The sequence below is a fragment of the Desertivirga brevis genome, from assembly GCF_017355835.1.
In genome coordinates, this window is the sequence record NZ_JAFEWF010000009.1 from 374,327 (window position 1) to 396,477 (window position 22,151).

Sequence of the window (22,151 nt, forward strand, 5' to 3'; positions counted from 1 at the left end):
AAGGACTTATTAAATTTATCTCTAATTTTTTTGTTAGTAGGTCTTTGTCAAATGTACTGTAAGGTTTAGATTTTAAGTTAGTTAGGGGAGGCTCTGATAGGAATTGATGGGCAATGCTAATGAATTAGGCAGTTGCTTTCAAGATTTGAGCCAGTTTTATCAAGAGTAGAGGGGGGAACATTTAAATGCTATAAACCAGTTACAGTTGATATATAAGTAATTTTATTCAGCATAGTTTGTTGAATAAAAACTAAGGCAGGAAACTTTAAAATATTCTTTGTAGAACAATATCAACTGCCCGAACTTACCTTTTTTTATTCCATTATCTCAGAAATATTAAGTTTAGCAGCTGATGAAGTTTAAGATTTTAAAATAATAATAAGATTTTGTTGTTGCACTCTTAACATATTCCTTATAAATTTTAACAAATGAGGTATCAGAATAGAAAATGATAGCCGATATTTAAAGCGTTAATTAATGGTGAAACAATTATGTCGCACTATTAACTTGCTTGTTACAAATTCCTTCTTATATGAAAACAGTAGCCAATTTAATCTTTCCTCAACTCACTCCTGCGAGCCTTAGTTTTATGACAAAGGGTATTAAGGTCCGTCTATTGGTTACGATTTAGTCAGCCCAATCGGCGTAGATTTTTCACTTAATATTAGTGCTCGTTCCCGTCACTAAATAAGAGTCCTAATTTACTTAGTATTTATCAGTCAATTTCTAAGTTTTAAGTCAGGTCTCTCTCAGTAGCTTACGAAATCATCAAATCCCGGCTTTCACTCCCGTTATAATAATCTAACACAAGATCACTTTCAACTTTTTTACCTACATACTATTAAACCTTTTTTTGAAATGAAAACTTATTGTATAACTCTCTTACTGTTTATTTTATTTTTAGTTACTGGATGCCAGCATTACGGTAATTCAGATATTCTGCTTCAGATCGGCGATTATAAGCTAAGTGCTGCCGAATACGAATTGATAAGTAATAATCCAATGTATAAAGATCCAATTAGTAAAAGGGAGTTGGAAAATAAGCTGATAGAAAATGGCTATGTTCTTGCCTATGCATTAGAGAACAAATATGACACCATTGCGCTTTTAAAGAAAAGGTTAAATTTCTTGATACGTGCATATTCAGCTAAGGTGGATGGCTTCGTTTGGAATAAAAAAGTAAAGCCACTATTAAATGTTAGCACAGCAGATGTTGAAAGAGCACTATTCAAAAGGAGACAGGAGTACCAGTTTGAAATTATATCCTTCCCGGATAAAGCTACCCTTAATAAGTGTCTGACAGAAGGTGTCGGTTTGAAATCAGAAAAGGAATTTCTCAGCTTAAAACAAGTCTGCCGTTCTAATCCTCTTGTTCGTACTTTTAAATTCAAAAGCCTATATCCTTTTAATCCTTTAGGGATAGCGGCGGATGATTTGGCAAACGCTAATAAGGGAGATGTTTTGGGACCTATTGAAACGCTTCAAGGTTTGGTAATCATTCATATTGAAGATATCACGGGACGACCGCAAGTTCATAGTAAAGAGGAGACCGCAGAAACAGAAAGTGCTCTTATTCATAGCTTGAAAGATAGGTATATAATGGAGAGCCAGAAAAAGATTCTAATTAAAGCTAATCCTAAGATGCATGTTAATGCTATTAACGAAATGGCGTCGAAAGCAGTCCTGGGAAAAAAAGAGTGGCCGGAATTGAACAGGAGTCTGGTACTAATGGAGTATTCTTTTCATGATACAAGACACCAATTTACTACTGAGGATTTTTTGGAGTATGTAAACTTAGAGCCGGTGCTTGTAGGTTCTTTTGCCAGCGTTAGTGACCTGACCGAGATGCTAAAGGGTTATATAATAGAGGAATATCTTTACGAGGAGGCGAAAAGCTTGAATATGGAAAGTGATGAGGGTTTTCGGTGTTTGCGAAAGCAATATGAGCAATCAATCTTTTGTTCATATTATAATGAAAAACATATTAGTCCTTTTATATCAGTTAACCAGCACGAACTCAGAAAATGGTACAAAGAGCATCCCAGTTTTTCTTTGGGATTTTCAAAGGCGATTGTAGATATATATAAATTTAGTAATAGAGAGCATGCAATGGATGGTTGGGGAAAGTTAGCGGGGCCTAATAGGCAGGAGAATTTGTCCCCCCAATTTTCTCCTAGAAGTTTAGTAGGGTTAATTTCGGTGGATAAAGGTAAAGAAATAAGTATTCTGGATTGCACGCAAAGCCCGTATCTGATACGATATTTATTGGATGGCCAGAAAGGCGAGTTATTACATCCTATTGATACAATAGAGCAGAGTTGGATTGTACATATTCAGAGTAAAGTTGGCTCAACGTTATTGCCATTTAAATATGTGAATGCTAAGATAGAAAACCAGCTTCAAGCTGAAAAAGAAATAAGGATTCGAAATGAATCGCTTGCGGTATTAAAAGGTAAATTTCGAGTTAAAGAAAATCACCTAGAGGACTATGAAAAGACAAGGGAATTGAAGTTCTAGACCTAAATGAAGCACACCAGCTGTACTGGACCACCTAGAGTTCTATAAGCTGGTATGGAAGAAGAAACTATTCAAATAACAAGGAGGAACATTAAGCTAGGTTAAATCGATGCTTTCGCTTAATGGTGCTAGAATTTAACGTTCTATTCATTCAAATACAAAGCGACCATATAAGGAGAGGGGATATTATCAAAATCTGATTTTTAAAGCTTTATTATTCAAAAATCTTAAATTTTAACATTAATCTCCTATTCTTTAACAAATCAGCACCCTGACCTCTGTATAACTAAAGATATTAGTGATCTGGCATTCTCTTTTTAAAGTACAGAATTGGACTCGTGCAGTTCTGTTTTTAAATTCTAAGAATTATCAGAAATAACTGGAAGGGAAAAGAGACCTCATTCTGACGAACTAACTATCAATTACCGAAATAAATTGACAAAATATCTTTCGTATGATGTTGAAATTGGAATTCCTCTTTTTTAGTTTTCTTTTATTTGTTTTCGAAGCACCTTCATTTCAGGAGGAGGCTGACCGTTTGAATGTTAATAGTTACACTTTACAAAATACGCCTGCTGCATCTTTCATTTCTCAACTTTCTGCGGAAAGAAGTTTTTGGAATAAGCCAAGGGGACTAGAGGGTAAGCCGGATAACTTTGCCGCCTCAATTAGTACTGTTTACACTGATCCGGATCCATTTTTTGATCCTTTAGATTTAGAAACAAACAGTGCAGCCGTTTATCCGTCTGAAGCACCTATCCCTGTCATTTCAGATAGTAGTCAGTATTTTAAAACTGTATGCAGTCTTTCCCTGGTATCCATTCTGTTGCTGGGTTCGCTTCTGTGGTGGAGATGGAGGGTGGCAATTCAGAAACTGGAAACACAATTTATTTCAGAGCAGGAGCGGCTAAAGGTGCTCCAAAAGATGGAGCAGGAACGAAGAGATGCCGAATGGCAACGTAAGTTAAATAACGAAAAGCTTGAATTCCTGAAGGATTTGAGCCAGGAGCTTCGAATCCAGGTCTCACTGATTTTATCGCCTGTTGATCAATTATTGCTAAGGGAGACCAATGGAAGTAAATCCGTTCATTTAAGAATGATACGGAGGAATGTAGCCTGCCTTCTGGATGTTGTAAACCAATCGTCTGACAAAAAAAATATCGGGAACAAAGAGTTGAAATTAAATCCCGCTGAGGGAGATTTTGTCGCATTGGTTCGCAACCTGGTGGATTATTATCGGGAGGGTGCGGCAAGGAAGCAAATAAACCTTCAGTTTCGCAGCTCTTTCAAATGCTACTTTGGTGCCTTTGATTATGAAAAAGTTGAATGGGCTGTTTCTAACATCATTTCAAGTACCCTAAAAGGCAAACGAAATGAGGGAACTGTGAAAATCGAGATTGAGAGAGATTGTGCGAGAACAGGCCTCATCCTTCGGATTACCGACACGAGGATGGATAAAGAAGAAGAGGTAGGGGGACTTGACAGTTTTCCCCGATCGGATATCAATTCTGCTTTCCTGAATTCTAGAAACAGGTGGGGACTTTCTGTTGCCAGGGAATTTATAGGGATGCACGGAGGAACTATTGATTTGGAGAGTATTGCTGGAGTAAATACGAAATATTCTGTTTATCTCCCCTTAGAACGCATTGACCGATTGCAAACAATACTTCTTTGATTTCAATTTATAATGTTTCGCCTTTGCTACTATTTATAGGGTAGTTTGAAGGAATTTAGTTGCATATTTTTTCAATTCTTGCTGAAATTTTTTCTGTTAACGTTAAATTCCGCTATTTGCGATCCAGCGTGGCCATCTTTTGATAATGCCTGCACTACAACATAATACTTTCCGGGTAAATCTGATGTGAAAAAGTTTATGGTAGAGAAACCCTCTTTACTCGTTTCGTTGTCTGCTTTCCAGAATAAGGTAGTGCGATAATCAGGAATGCGGGAGGTTATTTCTGAATCCCCTTCATACATTGGGGAATAAAACTCTCTTTGGCTCTGTAATCCCTCATAGTCCATGGCTGTAGCGTGGGAAGGCAATTCTAAACCACCCAGGTCTCCAGCGTAAGTACGGAAACTGGCTACTCCGGCAAAAACATTATTCCCATAGGTAAATCCGCTTGTAACCACCTCTAATTGCTTAACTTTTAAGGGATCATATTTTATAAGGGTCGTACCTCCATCAAATACCGGCAATCCATCTATAAGGATTAAGGGAGAGGATGAGTGAAATTCATTTCTTTCTGTGTCAAAAACACTTAAGTGGTAATCCTTTTTTCGTACACCTACGTTAATTTCTGATACATACTCGCGCAAAACCTCCTCCATCGTTTTAAACCTGACAAAGTTATCCAGTTTGTACACCTTCTCCGGTCTCTGGTAAAAAGCCGAAGAATCCACAGGGAGAAGATATTGCTTGTTAAGCAGCTTGCCTCTGAAAGCATTATTAACTTGCATTGCAATGCTTCGTTGAAGGAGGTCGTCAGCCGAATCCCTGAAATCATACTGGCCGCATATATAGTCTGAAAAACTCGAAGAAAATGCTGAGTTTACCTCTATATGTGCAAGACTATCTTTGCGGGGATCAGTTTGCACGACAATTCCCGAAGAACTATTAAAAAAATCCCTTGTATAGAAACTGATCTCTCCAGCCTTATTTGAATAACTTGTATAAAGCTGTATTCGTTGACCGGGAATTGAAAGAAATGCGTTGCGGCCAGTAAGGGGTTGCTTTGAATTTCTATCCAGGATCCGTCCAGTTATGATATGCCCTTGCGGCTCTGGTAAAAATTTAAGATCAGCTTTCCTCTCTTGTAAAACATCTTCCCATTTGAATCGTCTCCAACCATGAGTCAGCATCAAATAATCTATCGCCTCTTCAGAATAGTTCTTCAAATATGACTGGGCGTTCTGCACCCTTCCCTTCAGTTCTGATGTTAACCAAAGGCTGGTGAATATGTCTTCATCCTGAACATCGATTGAATCAACCTTATAAACAGCGAGGGAAAATTTGGCATTTAAAGGTTTGCCTCCTGCTGTTTCCCGCACTTCCACCCTTACTTTTTCCCTCGTATAATAGTCTTTTTTACTAGTTAGGACATCAATTTCAGCTGTTTCAATAGGCTTTTTAAAGTATAATCGTTCGCAAAGCGGCTGTTGCGCAGAGTTCCAAAGAGTTAAATGAGATATGCCTTCGCCTAAAAGCTTAAAGGGAACTTTGAAACCCTCAGATATGCTTTTAGCGTTTAAACTGTGAGTAAATACAGTGTGATGACCAGAATGAACAAAAAGAGTATAGCTGCCTTCGCTCTCCAGGTTTGACTGAACTGATACATTTAAGATGGAGTCGGACGCGAAGGTGGTCGACATCACAGCCCCTCTTGCATATATCCGTGGAAACTGTCCAAAAAAGGGCTTTTCATTTACCGGTGTAATTGACACTTTATAATCCTGTAATTGACTGGGTTCGAAGTGAAAAGTACCTAAGCCATCCCTCGATGGACTAAACCTTGCTACTGTATCTCCTGATGTGTTTACAATGCAGCCGCGGAAGTTAAAACTTTTACCCTCGCTATCAACTGCCTTAAATGCTACCTTGCTTTTCATACCCAACACGAGGTTACCGCCTTCAGGAAAAAACTGTACCCCGTATTTCTTTTTGACTTCTGTTACCTGAGTCTCCTCCTTCTTTAAAGAGTTATAAATAGCAAGGCCTTTATGAAAGTAGTAGGACGGATCGAAATTCTTCATCCAACTGGTATAACATCTCAGGGTATACGCCCCTGAAGTAAGAGTTACAGGTATATATAGAGAACCAGAACCATTTGTTAACTCAATCTTTGACTGAAGCACAGCTGTATTTTCCCTATCTAAAACTTCAATGTAAGCAACTTTACTATAACTTATCGGACGGTTTGTGTAAGCTTCCATGTTGTAAATCTTAAACCATATGATCTCGCCCGCCATGTATGAATTCTTATCGGTATGGACATAGATCTTCTCCTGAAAATTATTTTTGAGATACGTGTCGAACTTATGCTTTATCGACGTAGAATCAACCGTTTGAGCACATACAAAAGACTGAATTAGTATCCAGATTAATAAGAAAGTTAATGCATTCCTCATGGTATTTGAGTGTATTTATTTTGTTCAAATGATTTTGTATAGGTCCTGGTCTGAAAGAGATACGTTGAATTTACTCCGGCCAGTAGTCAGGCTTCACATTGGTTCCACGCAATCTGCAGTCTATACACTGCTCTCTGCTCATCACGACATGGGTGTACCCGGCATAATCCCTTATCAGGTAGCCCCCCATGGTATATAGTAACACACTGTCGAGACGAACCCTTTTTGATTCACATTCCTCTTCTCTGGATAACCACTCGGTTAATCTGTCACGTTTGTTAATGAAAAATCTCTTTTCTGTTACAGTTCCCGCGCTAATCCATCCCATAACGAGTTCTTCCGGGTTGGTGATACAGGCAAGATTGCCTTTAAGCTCGGAAGGTTGAGGGTCAAAAATGCTTCCAATTTTCTCTGTATTCTTCTTCATATTTTCAAGATACTGATACCCCTCACGAGTATGGGTATACTGCTTTACCAGAATACTATATAACTCTCTTAACTTGATCGAATTACCCTTTACAAAAGCCAGGGACGCCTGGGAAACTCGGTCTTCAGTTAGGCGCTCAGTCGAGTTTAGCAGTATCTCTGAAGAGTTGTCTCCCTGCCAGCAACGGTTAATATTAATACTTTGGTCGCGAGGAACAATTTCTCCGCTCTTGTATTCCACATACGAATAAAAGGCTGTTGTTATTTCCCATGTTTCCTCGTAGCTCCATGAATAGTACCTTGCTTTGTTTGAACTATCATGGGTACTGATATATAACTTAAATCCCTCATTCTCTATTCTACGACTGATACTGTCGATTTCGGGTGTTTGCTTACTCTCCAAAAAGTCTGTTTGGTAAACCTTACCATTATTCGTGGTAATTTTAATTCGGTAACTCTGGTTAACGTTTAATTCAGTGGTTACCAGCAGACAGTCGCCTTTCTCACTGGTAGTCCCCCAGATTACCGTGCCCAGATTATCCTGCACTTCTATTCTCGCATTCGCTTCGGGAATTCGGGATTGCCAGTCTTTTAAGTCTCCGGTACGACTAAGAATGAAAGTTGTCGAGTCGCCAATATTTAGGTATCCCTCCACCACCAGAAGGTTTTTAAATTGTGCTTCCACTTCGGGATTGAAAGGTTTTCTGCAAGCACTGCAAATAAAAAATAAAATGAAAAGAGCTATTTCCGATCTCATTTGAAACGAATCTTATAATTTACAAATCGAATAGCTGTACCGAAAATAGACAGCTTACCTGTTAACAATCTTGTTCTCTTTGCTGAAGAAAGTTCCGAAGGAATGTTCCGTTAAATTGTATAATGCGAGGTCCAGAAATTATGATTTAACTGTTTAACTCTATGTTGTTCCAAACATCTGGTAATATCGGAAATCCGCGGAATACGAGTTTGATTTCTCTTTGGGGACAACCGTCGCTGTCCACTCACAGAAAAATCGATGTTTTGATAGTGTTTTTCCTTTCATAAAGTAGGTTTTGTATAAGGAACCGGTAAATAAGGAGCAGAATTATTTGGTGTTCTTTGAATAATCTATTTATACTTTCGCAATTATTGCAGCTATTCAAGGTCAAAACTATTACATGTATGAATAATGAGATGGCACAAATGTTAAAATATGTAGAACATATGTGAGCGGCTTTAACTGGACAGTTGACAGCAGCCTTTCAAGATTTCCCATAAGGATATTCACTATTGTCGATCTTTAAATACCCTACGCAGTAATATATGAGGTACTGAATTGAGCAGTATAAAAAGTGAATTCTTTTTTACCGGAACGAATTTCATGATAGCACATTAATACCGTAAAATCGGATAGTTTTTTCATTGATCCAACCATCCATTGAGAGTTGATTTTAATTAGGTTTGCCGCACTCGCTTATGGTTAAAGAAAAAGAGGCAAAAGCATTAGTCAGCGGAGAATGGGAGCCTATAAGACAAAGGAAAACTCTAATTCATAAAGGCTGCCCGCCAAATAATGAGTTAACTTAGGTTTATACTATCTATGTTCTAAAACCTATTAACCTGATCGAGGCCTTGGATAACGTTCTCGGACCGGAGAATATCAGTAATTTCCGTATCAGTGGCGGTGATTTTGCTATTGGAAGCAAAGGCGTCCGCATTTTGAATACGGAATGCTTTTTTGGATGATTATTACGGGTATCGTGAGTCACATTTTAAGTAGGAATCCTATGGTAGACAGTGACTAAACGGTTAGAAGGTGCTGGACTTATTCCAGCACCTGAATCGATAGCAAAAGGACCAATGCTATTATCTTTCTTCCCTGAATTTAGGGCTCTAAATATTCTTCTTATTCTTTGAGAGCATTCTAGTTTAAAATAATTGTTGTCACGGAACGTGGCTCCAGGATTATTGACGGTGTTACTTTTTTTACTGGTGATGCTTCAAGGTCAGAACCAGCTGAAGTTGTATACGTGCGGTAGGTTTTTAGGGCTCCGAAGTTGCTTGCATTAAGCTTAACAGGCCGCGACTGCCCTGTATAATTAATTGCTACCATCACCAATTTATCCTTACCACCTGTGTACGCGGTTACCATTAGATCCTGCGCTTGTTTAAGTTCGGGCATATTATCACTTCGTGAAATACTAACACGTTTCATTCCCGGACGAATGAAGCGACTGTAATTTCCCAACGCCCACAAATTTTTGGTAATAGCGAACTCGCCGTCCGTGTGATCCTTATTCGGACGTAGGGCCATAAGATAATACTGTGTATCAAATTCAGCGCTACCCGGCTCATAAACGTTCCACAACTGCCATGCGGCAGCGTTGCCAATAGCAATATCATGATGAATAACTTTTGCCAGGAACAGCGCACAATCTATTGCACTGCGCCTTTGTTTTGTTCCCTCCCTAAATCCGTCGGTAAGCATACAGTATTCTGACATCCAATAATCAACCCCATATTTCTTCACGGTATCTGCCAGGTGTTTGCGCACATTTACCAAGGCGCTATCGCTGTCATCAGTGAAGTAGCTATGTCCCGCTACTACCTTTGGTACTAATTTTAGCTTCGAAAAACTGTATTTGCCAGTATCAGTATAGAAATTTTGTATCTGCCTTGATGCTAACTCATTTTCCCCATACAAGTGAGTAAGCTTACCTGCTTCGGTTGTTAATATTTTAGTGTTAAGCTTTTTCGTCAGCAGGGAGTTGTTAACGAGCGTGATGATTTTACTGATTTCTTCATTAGTCCATGGACTGCCTTCCTGATTTGCCGCATTTGCTTTAAATGACCAATCCCATTGCGGTTCATTAACAGGGCTTAAGTAATTAAAATGCACTCCTTCCTTACTGAAATGATTTACCACCTCGGTCAGAAAGTCTGCAAACGCTTCGTATTTATCTGGCTTCAAATTACTTTTAAAATCTTTTTCCGTCTTAAATCCACGTCCGTTTTGTGTGAACTGCACCGGAGGAGTATTTGAAAAGGCAATGAGATTTTCCACTCCATAGCTTTTAGCTTTTTTCATAAACCACATATAACCCGACTGCTTGTTCCAGTCATATGTTCCGTCGGGAGCGAGGAAGGATTCAACTCTTTTTCGAAAGTCAGTAATGCCGCTGCTGTCACCCTGTTCTGTAGTACCACCTCCAATATTAAAACGCCAGGCGGACAGTCCTATACCTTTCGGGTTTCCATTGCTGTCGAAGCTGCGGCTGAATAAGAGCTCAGCTATTTTTTCACGTTTCGCGTCGGGCCAGTGTTTCCCTATTCCCTCTGAAAACCAGGCTCCTGAAGCACCAATATTATCTATGGTTTGCACTTTGTTTTTTGCATCAATGTTTATTGTCAGTTCCTTTTGGGGCTGAATCTGCGCCTGTGAGCCAAGGAAAAGACAGGTAGCAGATAACGTTGTATAAAATGTTTTAAAATTCATGTTTTAGATTAATAGCTTTAAATAGTTTCATGCAAACAGGAATAAAGAAAACTTTATTCCTGTCGTCTTTGCTAACTTTGCATTATAAGGACGAATCTTTAATCCCTCGTCCTTTTAGTCTGATGGTATGATTAATAGTACCGCTCAAAAGTGTACTCAATTTAATAAAACGGATTCTGAGTTAGCTGTCCGCCCGATGCTTGAATTTCAAAACGGGGAATAGGCAACCAGTAATGCTGGGGGTCGAAGCGCCTTCCGGACAGGGCTACTTTTTGATTATAATTAAACGTATTGCCTGATCTTGTTACAGTAACACCATATGCCGGGATATTCTCGGTTACCTCCGCAATTGTCCAGCGTCGCACGTCGTAGAAACGGTGCTCTTCAAAAGCAAGCTCAATCCGCCGTTCTGCGCGTATCGCTGCACGCATTTGCTCCTTGTTCAAACCTAATGGTAGGTCAGGCATATTTACAGATGCTCTGCTACGAATAGCATTGATAGCATTATACACACTGGCGTCTGGTCCCGCTGCTTCGTTCTGTGCCTCTGCATAATTTAACAAAATTTCTGCGTACCGGAAGTAAATCCATGGTTGAAATCCTGCAACTTCCCAGGGATTATCAATTGGATTATTGTCGTCCATAAATTTCCGCAGATAATAGCCAGACTTTGAAGTGTTCCAGTTAGATGGACCCTCCTGACTGTCCTTGCCTCCCGGTGTATAAGTCTCAACAGTACTGCCGCGGTAAGAAGCTCCATTGAATAAAATGGTAGCATAAAAACGTGGATCGCGATTAACGTAAGGGTTTTGCGGATCATATCCTGAAGTTGGATCAGTTATAAGCTTACCATTGCTCATTGGGTAGGCGTCCACCATATTTTGTAAAGGCACATTACCTCCCCATCCGTTATAACCGTTTGGCCCGTTATTTAGTTCCATAGGCACGTGGCGTGCGTTTTTAGTATAAAGTCGCTGAAAAATCACCTCGTTGTTATCTTGAGACAGGAATAATTGACGGTACCCTCCCTGATAAAGACTGTATTTGTTAAGATCCATCACTGCTTTTGCAGCGGCTGCGGCCGCTTGCCATCTGGTTGGATCGCTGGTATTTGCACCGTTTGCATAATTTGGTTTTGCCGATGGGTCATTGGCTAAAATATAGAGAGGACTTGCAGCGTATAATAGCAGTCGCGACTTAAGGGCAAGAGCTGCTCCTTTCGTTGCGCGTCCCAGCACCCATGAATTGTCATTATTTAACGGCAGACGTTGCGCGGCGTCATCGAGCTCCGCTACGGCGTAATCTATTGATTCTTTAATAGTCGATCTTTTAAAGAGGCTTGGATCCTGCAGGTCATCCGTTAAACTCGTAACCTTATCCCCAACAAGCACGGCTCCTCCATAGTTACGGATTAAATCGTGATATCTAAAGGCACGAATGAATTTAAGCTCACCAGTCAACCTGTTTTTATTGCCCGAACTCATATTAACTTTGTCAATATTGGTTAAAGCATAGTTTACCTCACGTATACTACGGTAGCTCCTGGCCCAGATCGTGCCTGCCATACCAGTGTTTTCTGGTGCCAGCTGGCCTCTTTGAATGAGCCAGGTATTATCGTCATGATTGGCCATTGACTCATCTGTTATTGAGCTAAGCATGGCATACTCAAAAGCCCGTCCAAATCCCGGAGGACTGCCTTCTCCCTCATTCCCCGATAGCTTAACTCCCAGGTAGCGATTAAGTACATAATTTTGAAAAAGCATTGAATCGGCCAGGATGGATACATCTGAAACCAGATGAGTAGGCTGGATATCCAGAAAGTCTTTCTTACAGGAGGTTAGCGTTGCAGTTGCTGCCGCTAACATATATAAATATTTTTTGAATTTCTTTTTCATATTGGTTTTTAGAAACGGGCATTAACGCCCACATTAATTATTCTTTGCAGTGGATAGAACTGTCCTGTGCCACTTGTGCCTTCAGGATCATAATCTTTTACCTTAGAAATAGTAAATAAGTTGAATCCGCTTACGTATAGCCTTGCACTTGACATTTTAACTTTGGCGAGCAAAGAGCCAGGCAGAGTATATCCCAGCTGTACATTCTTTAAACGGAGGAAGGCAGCATTGTTCAACCAAAAGGTGTTTGGAAAAAGACCTCCGCTAATAGCAGTTATGGCACGGTCTGTAGCTCTTGGGTAACTGCCTTCGGGGTTAGTTGGACTCCAGCGATTATCTGCCCAGCTGCTGTAGAAGTTTCCTACTGTACCCGCTTCGGGCAGTACATGTTGTCGGACCTGAGCCTGGCCGGCAAATAGCACAGTCAAATCAAAGTTCTTATAGCCGCCGTATAGGTTGAAGCCATAGTTAATTCGAGGAATATTGCCCAAGTCCGTCCTTACCTGGTCATCCGCGGTGATCTTGCCGTCTTTGTTATAGTCCTCATATATCAGGTCTCCAAGCTTAGCTCCTGTAACATGGGGGTAGTTATCCAGATCGGCCTGGGTTCTGAATATGCCGATCGAGTTGTAAAGCAGGTAAGTATTTAAAGGCCCCCCCGTCTGGCGTTGATAGGAGAGCATACTGGAAGCCTCGTCGATAAAGATGATCTTGTTTTTGGCATAGGTAAAGTTACCTGAAAATCCCCAATTGAACTTACCAGGATGGTTGTATCCTAAGGTTCCCTCCACACCATTGTTGTTAACTTTTCCAATATTTTCGGAAGGGACCAGCGGATCTGAGCCATTCGGGTTTACGATACCAGAGGTTCCAGGTAGAGAGGCGTTCCGGTTAGCCAAAATATCAGAACGTTTTTGCTGGAAGTATACCATTTCCAGGCTAAAGTTTTTTAACAGAACTGCATTCAAACCGATATCCAGTTTTTTAGCAACCTCCCAGGTAATACCGGGATTTGCCAATTTAATCAGGTCTATTCCGGGTGAGATGTTCGTGCCATTCGCTCCACTCACAACATAGAAGTTGTTGAGTGAGTAATTGTCGAAATATTGAAACAAACCTACGTTGTCATTTCCCAGTGTACCATAAGAAGCCCTGATCTTTAGATCGTCCACAACATTGTTGGTAAACCAGGACTCTTTTGAAATACGGTAGCCGGCAGAAATAGACGGGAAATACCCCCACCGATTACCGGGAGCGAACGTAGACGAACCATCGGCTCGTAGCTGGCCTTCCAGAAGGTATTTTTCTCCGTAATTGTACGCTATCCTGCTAATTACACTACGACGGGTAAAGTTATAACTGCTACCGTAGTTGTCTTTATCAATTGCAGCTGTACCCCCCTGAGAAAGTTCAGGTGTTTGGATGCTGGGAAAGTTGAGTCGGGATGCACCGAAAGTTTCCTGATTTAACTTACTCTGCTCGTAACCCACAAAAGCGTTTATATTATGTTGCCCCAGTTGCCTGACAAAATTCAGCTTGGCATTTGAGACGATTTGAGATTGATTTTGATGGGTTTCATACAGAGAGGCTGCACCAGCTGTCCCGCCTGCAGTAACCCTTGTATATACATCGGTTGCCGCGTTATACGTATACAGGGAATATGGAGTGTTGAATGACTTTCCAAAGGTGTTGGATTTGTCTACAGAATAATAGCCGTCTACCGACAAACCTTCAATTCCCGGAATATTGTAACTTCCCCTTAAGATTCCGTTGAATACCTGACGTGGGTTACGGTTGATACCGCCAGCGTCTGTTACCTGAACCGCGGGGTTATTATTTTCTATTCCTGTACCGGGAAGCCCGTTCGGGTAAAATGCGCTCACAATTGGCTTTGCGCGATATATAGCTCTGAAAATATCCCCTCCGCCCACAGCGGGATATAAACGGTCTTCCTGACGGCCGGACAGGGATAAGCTTACCTTAAGCGCCTTGGTGATGTTTGCATCTACGTTCGACCTGAAGTTGTACTGGTTATACTTGGTAACCCCGTTTTTATACAATCCATCTTGTGAAACAGCGCCCAGGGAAAGGAAGTACTTAACATCATTGTTACCACCGTTCACACTTAAATTGTGCTGGCTTTGCAAAGCCTGATTTTTAAGCACCTGATTCAGCCAGTTGGTGTTCGGATAATTCAGAGGATCGGAGCCGTCGCGAAATTTTTGAATTTGTTCCTCGCTATAGACCTGATTCAAGCCTTCACCTTCACTATTGTAATATTCGATTTCGTTCATTAATTCTGCATAGGTAGCAGCATCTGCCATTTTCGGAAGCCTGGTAGGTGAGGCAAAACCTTGGTTGAACGAATAGTTAAAGGTAGGTTTTCCTGTTTTACCGCGTTTGGTAGTAATGAGGATAACACCATTTGCAGCCCGGTTACCATAAATTGCTGCGGATGCGTCCTTCAGAACAGTTACGCTTTCAATATCGTTTGGATCCAGGCGCTCGAGTCCGCCTACTTGTCCGGGTACCCCATCCACTACAACAAGTACATCATTGTTACCGGTTGTTGCCAGACCTCTGACACTTATGCTTGATCCGTCATAGCCCGGTTCCCCGCTACGGTTATTGACGATTAAGCCCGATACTCTACCTGCAAAAGCATTGGATAAATTTGTTTGTGGGCTTTTTACTAACTCTCCTCCCTTAACTTCTGAAATGGATCCGGTGAGGGTAGCGCGCTTCTGTGTGTTGTAACCTACCACCACTACTTCGTTCAGGGACCTGGAAGAAACTTCCATTTGCACGTTAATTACCGCGCGGTTGCCAACCAAAATTTCCTGCGTGCTGTAGCCGGTGAACGAGAAAACCAGAGTAGCATTGCTATCCTTCACCTGAATAGAGAAATTTCCGTTAACATCTGTAGCAGTTCCCTGGGTGATACCTTTAATGGACACATTTACTCCCGGAAGTGGCTGGCCTTTTTCATCCAGGACTTTTCCTGTTACCTGAATATCCTTTGAAATACGGCCGATAGTAGAAATCTGAGCGTGAACATTAACGATTTCCGCGCCAGCCAGGAATGGTGAAATGAGCAACAAGCAGGTCATAAAAGATCGACTGACTACATTGCCGAATTTTGGGAACGCTTGTGGGGGAGAATAATGAATTCGAGAAAACTCCATCATAATTTGTTTTTTAATTGATTAAAATTTTACTTCTGTAGCGGGTTATCAAACACTGAAATGTGGTTAGCTTTTTTGATCACAGCATTTGCTTTCCCGTGGCACAGAGATAATTGGTTGTCACGAAAATAGGTACAAATGATGCCCTGGCATGAGGGGTGTTTTGTCATATTGTGCGGGACAGAATGTAAAAACACCCCTAAATCTGACACTAATCACCTTTTTATTGGTTTTTTCTCCTCTAATTCGTCCATTCGGGATTTCGTGAACCATGTATAAATTATTCGAAAATTTAATTTGAAAATTGATCAGTTCGAGGAAGAGTTCCAGAGTTTTAGTAAGCCGAGGAGACATTCTTTCTTAGTGTGCTGGTTCTAATTGTGTACGTGTTAAGGAAGGCAGAAGATTTGATTTATTAAAGGTAGGATCTGGAAGGAAATTCTATAATAAAAAAAAGGTAGTCGGACGACTACCTTTTTTTTGCTTTTTATTGTTTGAGAGGATTGATGTTCACTTTTCGCTCAGGTCCAATTTTTTATCCCATTAGTCCAATAAGTTCATTATGTAGGAGAACTTATACTTGGAATCTAATAGACGGTAAGAATCATGTGGTAAAGCTCCCCAGCTATCGTCTCCGCCAACTCCACGCTGCTTCAAATCAATATTCAGATAAACTTCGCTTCTTGGCTTAATATCCGTTTGATGCTGCTGTTTTTTAGTCAATCCTGGGTCGAGATCTTCTGTCTTGTTATTTAAAGCACTGAAGCCAATTTGCTGATTTCCTTCGATTTGTAAGCCTCTGCCTTCATTATTTGTCAGCCTTATCCATCGCACGTCTGTTTTGTAACCATTCTCCTGGGGGCGCAGATAATTGCGGGTATATTGATTCTTTACTTCGTCTTTATACACCCCAATAAAAGCTGCCGTGTTTCTATCGTTGTAGTTCTCCCAGGGCCCTCTTCCATAGTAAGACAGATGTGAATACTCTGAGGGAAGCTCCATTCGCATTCCGAATCTAGGCATTTCCGGTAAATCCCTGCCTGTCATATCTATGGCTGCAGTTACCTTAATCGAACCGTCGTTTTGGATGAGGTAGTCTACCGTATAAGGAACATTAATTCCGTTAAGCATGTACTCTACTTTAATTGGTAAACCTTCAGGAGACTGCTCCCCCACTGTAACATTCTTCACCTTCCGGTCCACGTGTGCAGTTCTCCATATTCCCAGGTTTACCTGCATTCCGCTTCCAAAGTCATTATCTGTTGGAGCTCTCCAGAAGAATGGCTCAGGATATTGATTGATAGGGGAGGAGTTTTTCGACGTGTAGGAAGCCAGCCTTCCATTCCTAATATCAAATTCTCCTTTTATATCGCCCGCGCTGAAACGCAGCCTGTCGTTTGCCTTCTCAATATTCAGTTTTCCGGTTGCTCCCCGGCTTGTTGTAAAATAATCTCCGGCTTTTTTGAATTGCTCACGGGCTATTTCATGTCCTGCCGGAACAAGCTCTGTGGCTGTTCTTGTATAGGCGAAGACGTTTAAATGGTACTCAGTACCTGCAGAAGATTTAAAGGCAGGAATGTTTAATTTTACGTCCTTTTGCTGATGTGGAGCTAGATCTACATTGAATGTCCCTTCCTTTAATTTCTCTCCATTCCGGAAAAGCTCCCATTTGAAATCATACTTGTTGAGGTTGGTAAAGTCAAAGTAATTTTGAACGTTTATTATACCCGAAGTCAGATCTTTCTCCTTAAACAGAATATTCTGATAGACCTTTTTTACCTCGTATATGCCTGGGTGGACGCTACGGTCTGCAGCAATTAAGCCATTGCCACAGAAATTCTCGTCATTCTGTAAATGATAGCCTCCCAAATCACCGCCATAAGCCCAGAAGACGCGTCCGTCAGGAGTAGTGGTTTTCATCCCCTGATCTACCCAATCCCATATAAAGCCGCCCTGCATGTTCTTACTGTTCATCATAATATCGAAATACTCCTGGAAGTTTCCGCTGCTGTTACCCATAGCATGAGAATACTCACACATTATATAGGGACGGGTTTTGCCTGAAGCCGCATAAGCTTTCATATCCTGGATCCGCGGATACATAGGGCATACAATATCTGTATTCCAGTCTTCCCCGGCCTGCTCAAACTGAACCGGGCGGGAGGGATCTCTCTGCTTCATCCATTTATATCCGTCGTGAAATACCGGACCGTTGCCACACTCGTTTCCTAATGACCAAATGATTACAGACGCATGGTTTTTGTCTCTTTCAACCAGTCTTCTCATGCGATCAAGATGTGCAGGAGCCCATTGCGGAAGATAAGCAGGATGCTGAGACTTGTCAAATGGCCACTGAAGTTCTGCTCCCATTCCATGAGTTTCAATGTTAGCCTCATCCACCAGATATAACCCGTATTGATCACATAGCTTATACCAAAGAGGATCATTAGGGTAATGACTTGTTCTGACCGCATTAATGTTGAACTGCTTCATTAACTGTATATCCTTGATCATCAGTTCGCGACTCGGAACGTGGCCCTCCACATCATCGTGTTCATGTCGGTTCACGCCGTGAACATAGGATGGAACACCATTGATTAGCAATCTTGAATTTTTAATTTCAACCTTCCTGAAGCCGATTTTTGCTCCTGTGAGCCCTAGTACATTTCCGGCATTATCTTTAAGCGTTATTATACAGTCGTAAAGACTCGGACTTTCAGCAGACCACTTTGCAGGACTTTTAACTGTTCCGCTTAGCTTGAATGTTTGAATGGTATCTGTGGATACGCTGATATTCTGGCTGCTTGAGAAAACCTTTTTCCCAGTATTGTCAAGAATGTCAACCGCTAAGCTTCCGCCCTTTACAGGGTTATCCTTAAACTGGCGAAGGTCAATCTCGGCAGAGAATAAACCATTGTTATAGTTTGCGTCCAGATCCGGTTTAAGGAAGAAATCCCAGATGCTCAGCTTAGGTAAGGAATACAGGAACACATCTCTTTCAATACCGCTGATGCGGAAAAAGTCCTGATCTTCAAGGTAGCTTCCGTCGTGCCAGCGAAATACCTGTACAGCCAGCAGATTTTCGCCTTTTTTAATAAATGGAGTGATATTAAACTCTGCAGGTGATTTGGAGACTTTACTCATTCCCACTTTTTGTCCGTTTACATAAACAACAGCGTAGCCGGTAATTGATCCAAAATGAATAAAGGTTTGTCTGCCATCCCAATTCGAAGGAACTGTAAAGGTTTTCCGGTATGTTCCTACGGGGTTATCCTCACCTATAAAAGGAGGGTTTTTGGGGAATGGATAAATAACGTTGGTATAAATAGCTGTACCAAACCCTTTACGTTCCCAGTTTGAAGGAACGGGGATTTCAGCCCAGGTCTTGTCTTCCAGGTCCGGACGATAAAAGTCTTTAATCCTGTTAGCATACTTATCCGTATATACAAACTTCCATTTACCGTTTAATGATTCGTGCCAGGGTGATTTGCCGTATTTATCGTCTATTACATCCTTCACATTTGAAAAAAGCATGAAAGTAGCATGCGGTTTTTCTTTATTTATTTCAATGAGCTCATGGTTTTCCCAGTCGTTCTTTCCCCCCTGCGCAAAACTTGTTTTTGCAAGAAAGACGCTGGCTACAATAAGTAATCTTGTAGTTTTCTTAATTAAATTCCAATGCATCTGGATAATGTTTATTTACGTTTATTTTTAAGATTATTAGTTTAAAAAGTGCTTTATTTAACTCTTTCTCAGCTGGCAATAGCATTCAGGAAATAAGTGCTCAGGCTTTCGAGAAGCCCATTTTACTGCTGATCTGCTTTACTAAGCAAACTTGCCCGCCAGGATTAGAATGGACCCTTCAATGTTTTTTATCCGACTGCCCGAATCGGCATGGATGTTCCATACTTGGTTTTGCTTAATTAATATCTCGCCAACCCCCTTTCGCATCTTTCATTAATCTCCCCTCTTATTAATGGACCTCCCCAAGGAAATTTTTCTAAACATTAGGGGGAGAATATCTTAGTATTTGTATAGCGTGTGTGACTACAGGAAACTCGCAGTTTGGCGACCAATCCAAAAAAAATTTTTCCTGTTCAAAATTGACGAGAAACTTAATATCTAGAAGGGGTTAAAGTCTTAAAAAGAAGGGGGTATTATGTCAATTTTTGTTGTACAGCAATGGAATAACTGCCGAACGGGGGCTGAAGATAAGCTAGGCTTAGGAAAAGTAAAAATCAACGCCTCTTTAATTATTGTGCGTTTTTCTATAAATGCATGGATTTAATGAAACACTCCCGGGCTATAAAGTGATCTACATGTGAGTTGCTTTTCATGAGCTTTTTTGTCTATTCACCTTGGTTATCCCACTGATTTCAATCCAAAGCTTACACCGCTTTTTGATTCGCAGCAGCCTGCTTGATGCTGTTTCCTGGCAGAGATGTTTGTCTCTTTCAGATCTCTCTCGCTTGCCTTAATCCAGGCTTTTCCTTACCTGATCCTATAACATATGTTTAAATATGTGGCATAAATGTTATAATCATCATGAGAGCTTACCCTTTGTTTGGAAAACTTTCTATGTTTATGCCAACGTTGGTATTGCCGTTTCGGGTGATACACGAGGTAAAAAATCAATATGATATAATGATGAATTCATCTTTAGTAGGAACAGAGTATTTTAAAGGAATTGGCCAGATCAAATTTGAGGGCCTGGAGTCTGATAATCCATTAGCGTTTCGTTGGTACGACGAAAACCGTGTGGTTGCAGGTAAAACATTAAAAGAGCACTTCAAGTTCGCTGGGGCGTACTGGCATTCATTCTGCGGTAATGGTTCAGATCCATTCGGTGGTCAAACCCACATTTTCCCATGGGATGAGAAATCTGACGCAGTAGAGCGCGCAAAAGATAAAATGGATGCGGCGTTCGAATTCCTCACCAAATTGAACCTTCCTTATTACTGTTTCCACGACGTGGATCTTGTAGATTACGGAAATGATATTGCTGAAAACGACAGACGTTTACAGGCTATCGTTGAGTACGCTAAAGAAAAGCAGGCAGAAACAGGAATCAAACTTCTATGGGGAACTGCAAACTTATTCTCTCACAGAAGATATATGAATGGTGCTTCTACCAATCCTGATTTTCACGTACTAGCCCATGGGGCAGCTCAGGTAAAAGCAGCGTTAGATGCAACTATTGCTTTAGGTGGTGAGAACTATGTATTCTGGGGCGGCCGTGAAGGTTATATGAGTTTGCTGAATACAGATATGAAACGTGAGAAAGAACACTTTGCCCGCTTCTTACATACAGCTAAAGATTATGCCCGCAAAAACGGCTTCACTGGTAATTTCTTCATTGAACCGAAACCGGCTGAGCCATCAAAGCACCAGTATGATTTCGATTGCGAGACTGTTATCGGCTTCTTACGCGAGCATGATCTGTTAAACGATTTCAAGATTAACATCGAGGTAAACCATGCAACTCTTGCTGGCCATACTTTCCAACACGAATTACAGGTAGCTGCAGATGCAGGTGTGTTAGGCTCTGTTGATGCAAACCGTGGCGATTACCAAAACGGTTGGGATACAGATCAGTTTCCCAACAATATTAATGAATTAACTGAGGCAATGTTAGTCTTCCTTGAAGCTGGTGGTTTACAGGGAGGTGGTGTGAACTTTGATGCCAAGGTCAGAAGGAACTCTACTGATGCTGAGGATTTGTTCATCGCTCACATCGCTGGTATGGACACTTTTGCACGTGCTTTGATCACAGCTAATGATATTCTTCAGAAATCTGATTACAAAAAATTCCGTCAGGAGCGTTATGCTTCTTTTGATTCTGGAAAAGGTAAGGAATTTGAAGAAGGTAAGCTTTCGCTTGAGGACTTAAGAGCTTACGCTGTTGAAAATGGCGAGCCTGAAACAATAAGCGGAAAACAGGAACACCTGGAAAGTATCATCAATAGATTTATTTAGGCTTATTAATACTGTTACCTCTGGCTTCCGGAGTTAAACCGGAGGCCATTTTTAAAATTCGAATATGAAATTTTTTATCGATACCGCTAACCTCGCTCAAATTAAAGAAGCGCATGATTTAGGTGTTTTAGATGGTGTAACAACTAACCCCAGCCTAATGGCTAAAGAAGGAATTACTGGAGAGGAAAATGTAATTAACCATTACAAAGCTATCTGCGAAATTACAGATGGAGATGTAAGTGCAGAAGTAATTTCTACAACTTTTGAAGAAATGATTGCTGAAGGTGAAGCATTGGCTAAACTCCACGAGCGCATTGTGGTAAAGGTTCCGATGATAAAAGATGGCGTAAAAGCAATTAAGTACTTCACCGAAAAAGGCATTAAAACAAACTGTACGCTTATATTCTCTGCTGGTCAGGCTCTATTAGCTGCTAAAGCGGGTGCAACTTATGTGTCTCCTTTTATTGGTCGTTTAGACGATATCTCAACTGACGGACTAACATTAATCGAAGACATCCGTACTATTTTTGATAACTACGGTTATCCTAC

At 40.9% G+C, this 22,151-nt stretch carries 10 protein-coding genes; 4 read left to right on the plus strand and 6 right to left on the minus strand.

The genetic code is table 11. The annotated features are described in order from the left end of the window. Window positions 1–858: 858 nt before the first annotated feature. Complete coding sequence (locus tag J4N25_RS21230; protein WP_207423807.1) at window positions 859–2,517, plus strand: hypothetical protein; 1,659 nt, start codon at window positions 859–861, stop codon at window positions 2,515–2,517. Between the two features lie 454 nt (window positions 2,518–2,971). Continuing rightward, entirely contained in the window at window positions 2,972–4,192 is a 1,221-nt protein-coding gene (locus tag J4N25_RS21235) for a sensor histidine kinase (RefSeq protein ID WP_207423808.1), read from the plus strand. Between the two features lie 71 nt (window positions 4,193–4,263). Here the strand turns inward: J4N25_RS21235 and J4N25_RS21240 are convergent, their stop codons facing one another. From J4N25_RS21240 to lacZ, 6 genes are all read right to left on the minus strand, one after another. After that, the gene (locus J4N25_RS21240) at window positions 4,264–6,645 is read right to left on the minus strand and encodes a hypothetical protein (RefSeq protein ID WP_207423809.1); all 2,382 of its coding nucleotides are present in this window, start codon (window positions 6,643–6,645) and stop codon (window positions 4,264–4,266) included. Window positions 6,646–6,715: 70 nt separating this feature from the next. Continuing rightward, complete coding sequence (locus tag J4N25_RS21245; protein ID WP_207423810.1) at window positions 6,716–7,828, minus strand: DUF4249 domain-containing protein; 1,113 nt, start codon at window positions 7,826–7,828, stop codon at window positions 6,716–6,718. Window positions 7,829–8,974: 1,146 nt separating this feature from the next. Next, complete coding sequence (locus J4N25_RS21250) at window positions 8,975–10,546, minus strand: glycoside hydrolase (RefSeq protein WP_207423811.1); 1,572 nt, start codon at window positions 10,544–10,546, stop codon at window positions 8,975–8,977. Between the two features lie 161 nt (window positions 10,547–10,707). Next, window positions 10,708–12,441, minus strand: a complete 1,734-nt coding sequence (locus J4N25_RS21255) for a RagB/SusD family nutrient uptake outer membrane protein (RefSeq protein WP_242695967.1) — start codon at window positions 12,439–12,441, stop codon at window positions 10,708–10,710. Window positions 12,442–12,449: 8 nt separating this feature from the next. Then, the gene (locus J4N25_RS21260; protein ID WP_242695968.1) at window positions 12,450–15,629 is read right to left on the minus strand and encodes a SusC/RagA family TonB-linked outer membrane protein; all 3,180 of its coding nucleotides are present in this window, start codon (window positions 15,627–15,629) and stop codon (window positions 12,450–12,452) included. 540 nt (window positions 15,630–16,169) lie between these two features. Next, complete coding sequence (lacZ, locus tag J4N25_RS21265) at window positions 16,170–19,310, minus strand: beta-galactosidase, LacZ type (protein ID WP_207423812.1); 3,141 nt, start codon at window positions 19,308–19,310, stop codon at window positions 16,170–16,172. A gap of 963 nt (window positions 19,311–20,273) precedes the next feature. On the opposite strand from lacZ, the gene xylA reads away from it, so the two are divergent. After that, window positions 20,274–21,602 carry a xylose isomerase gene (xylA, locus tag J4N25_RS21270; protein ID WP_207423830.1) on the plus strand — a complete coding sequence of 443 codons (1,329 nt, stop codon included), beginning with the start codon at window positions 20,274–20,276 and terminating at the stop codon, window positions 21,600–21,602. A 64-nt stretch (window positions 21,603–21,666) separates the two neighbouring features. Then, window positions 21,667–22,151 (plus strand): transaldolase family protein (locus J4N25_RS21275; RefSeq protein ID WP_207423813.1); only part of this gene is annotated, 485 nt, incomplete at its 3' end.

Bases quoted from the DNA above. Each gene is read 5' to 3' on its own strand.
- lacZ (WP_207423812.1), bottom strand. From the start codon at position 19,310: ATGCATTGGAATTTAATTAAGAAAACTACAAGATTACTTATTGTAGCC.
- J4N25_RS21235 (WP_207423808.1), top strand. From the start codon at position 2,972: ATGATGTTGAAATTGGAATTCCTCTTTTTTAGTTTTCTTTTATTTGTT.
- J4N25_RS21250 (WP_207423811.1), bottom strand. From the start codon at position 10,546: ATGAATTTTAAAACATTTTATACAACGTTATCTGCTACCTGTCTTTTC.
- J4N25_RS21230 (WP_207423807.1), top strand. From the start codon at position 859: ATGAAAACTTATTGTATAACTCTCTTACTGTTTATTTTATTTTTAGTT.
- J4N25_RS21255 (WP_242695967.1), bottom strand. From the start codon at position 12,441: ATGAAAAAGAAATTCAAAAAATATTTATATATGTTAGCGGCAGCAACT.
- J4N25_RS21245 (WP_207423810.1), bottom strand. From the start codon at position 7,828: ATGAGATCGGAAATAGCTCTTTTCATTTTATTTTTTATTTGCAGTGCT.
- J4N25_RS21260 (WP_242695968.1), bottom strand. From the start codon at position 15,629: ATGATGGAGTTTTCTCGAATTCATTATTCTCCCCCACAAGCGTTCCCA.
- J4N25_RS21240 (WP_207423809.1), bottom strand. From the start codon at position 6,645: ATGAGGAATGCATTAACTTTCTTATTAATCTGGATACTAATTCAGTCT.
- xylA (WP_207423830.1), top strand. From the start codon at position 20,274: ATGAATTCATCTTTAGTAGGAACAGAGTATTTTAAAGGAATTGGCCAG.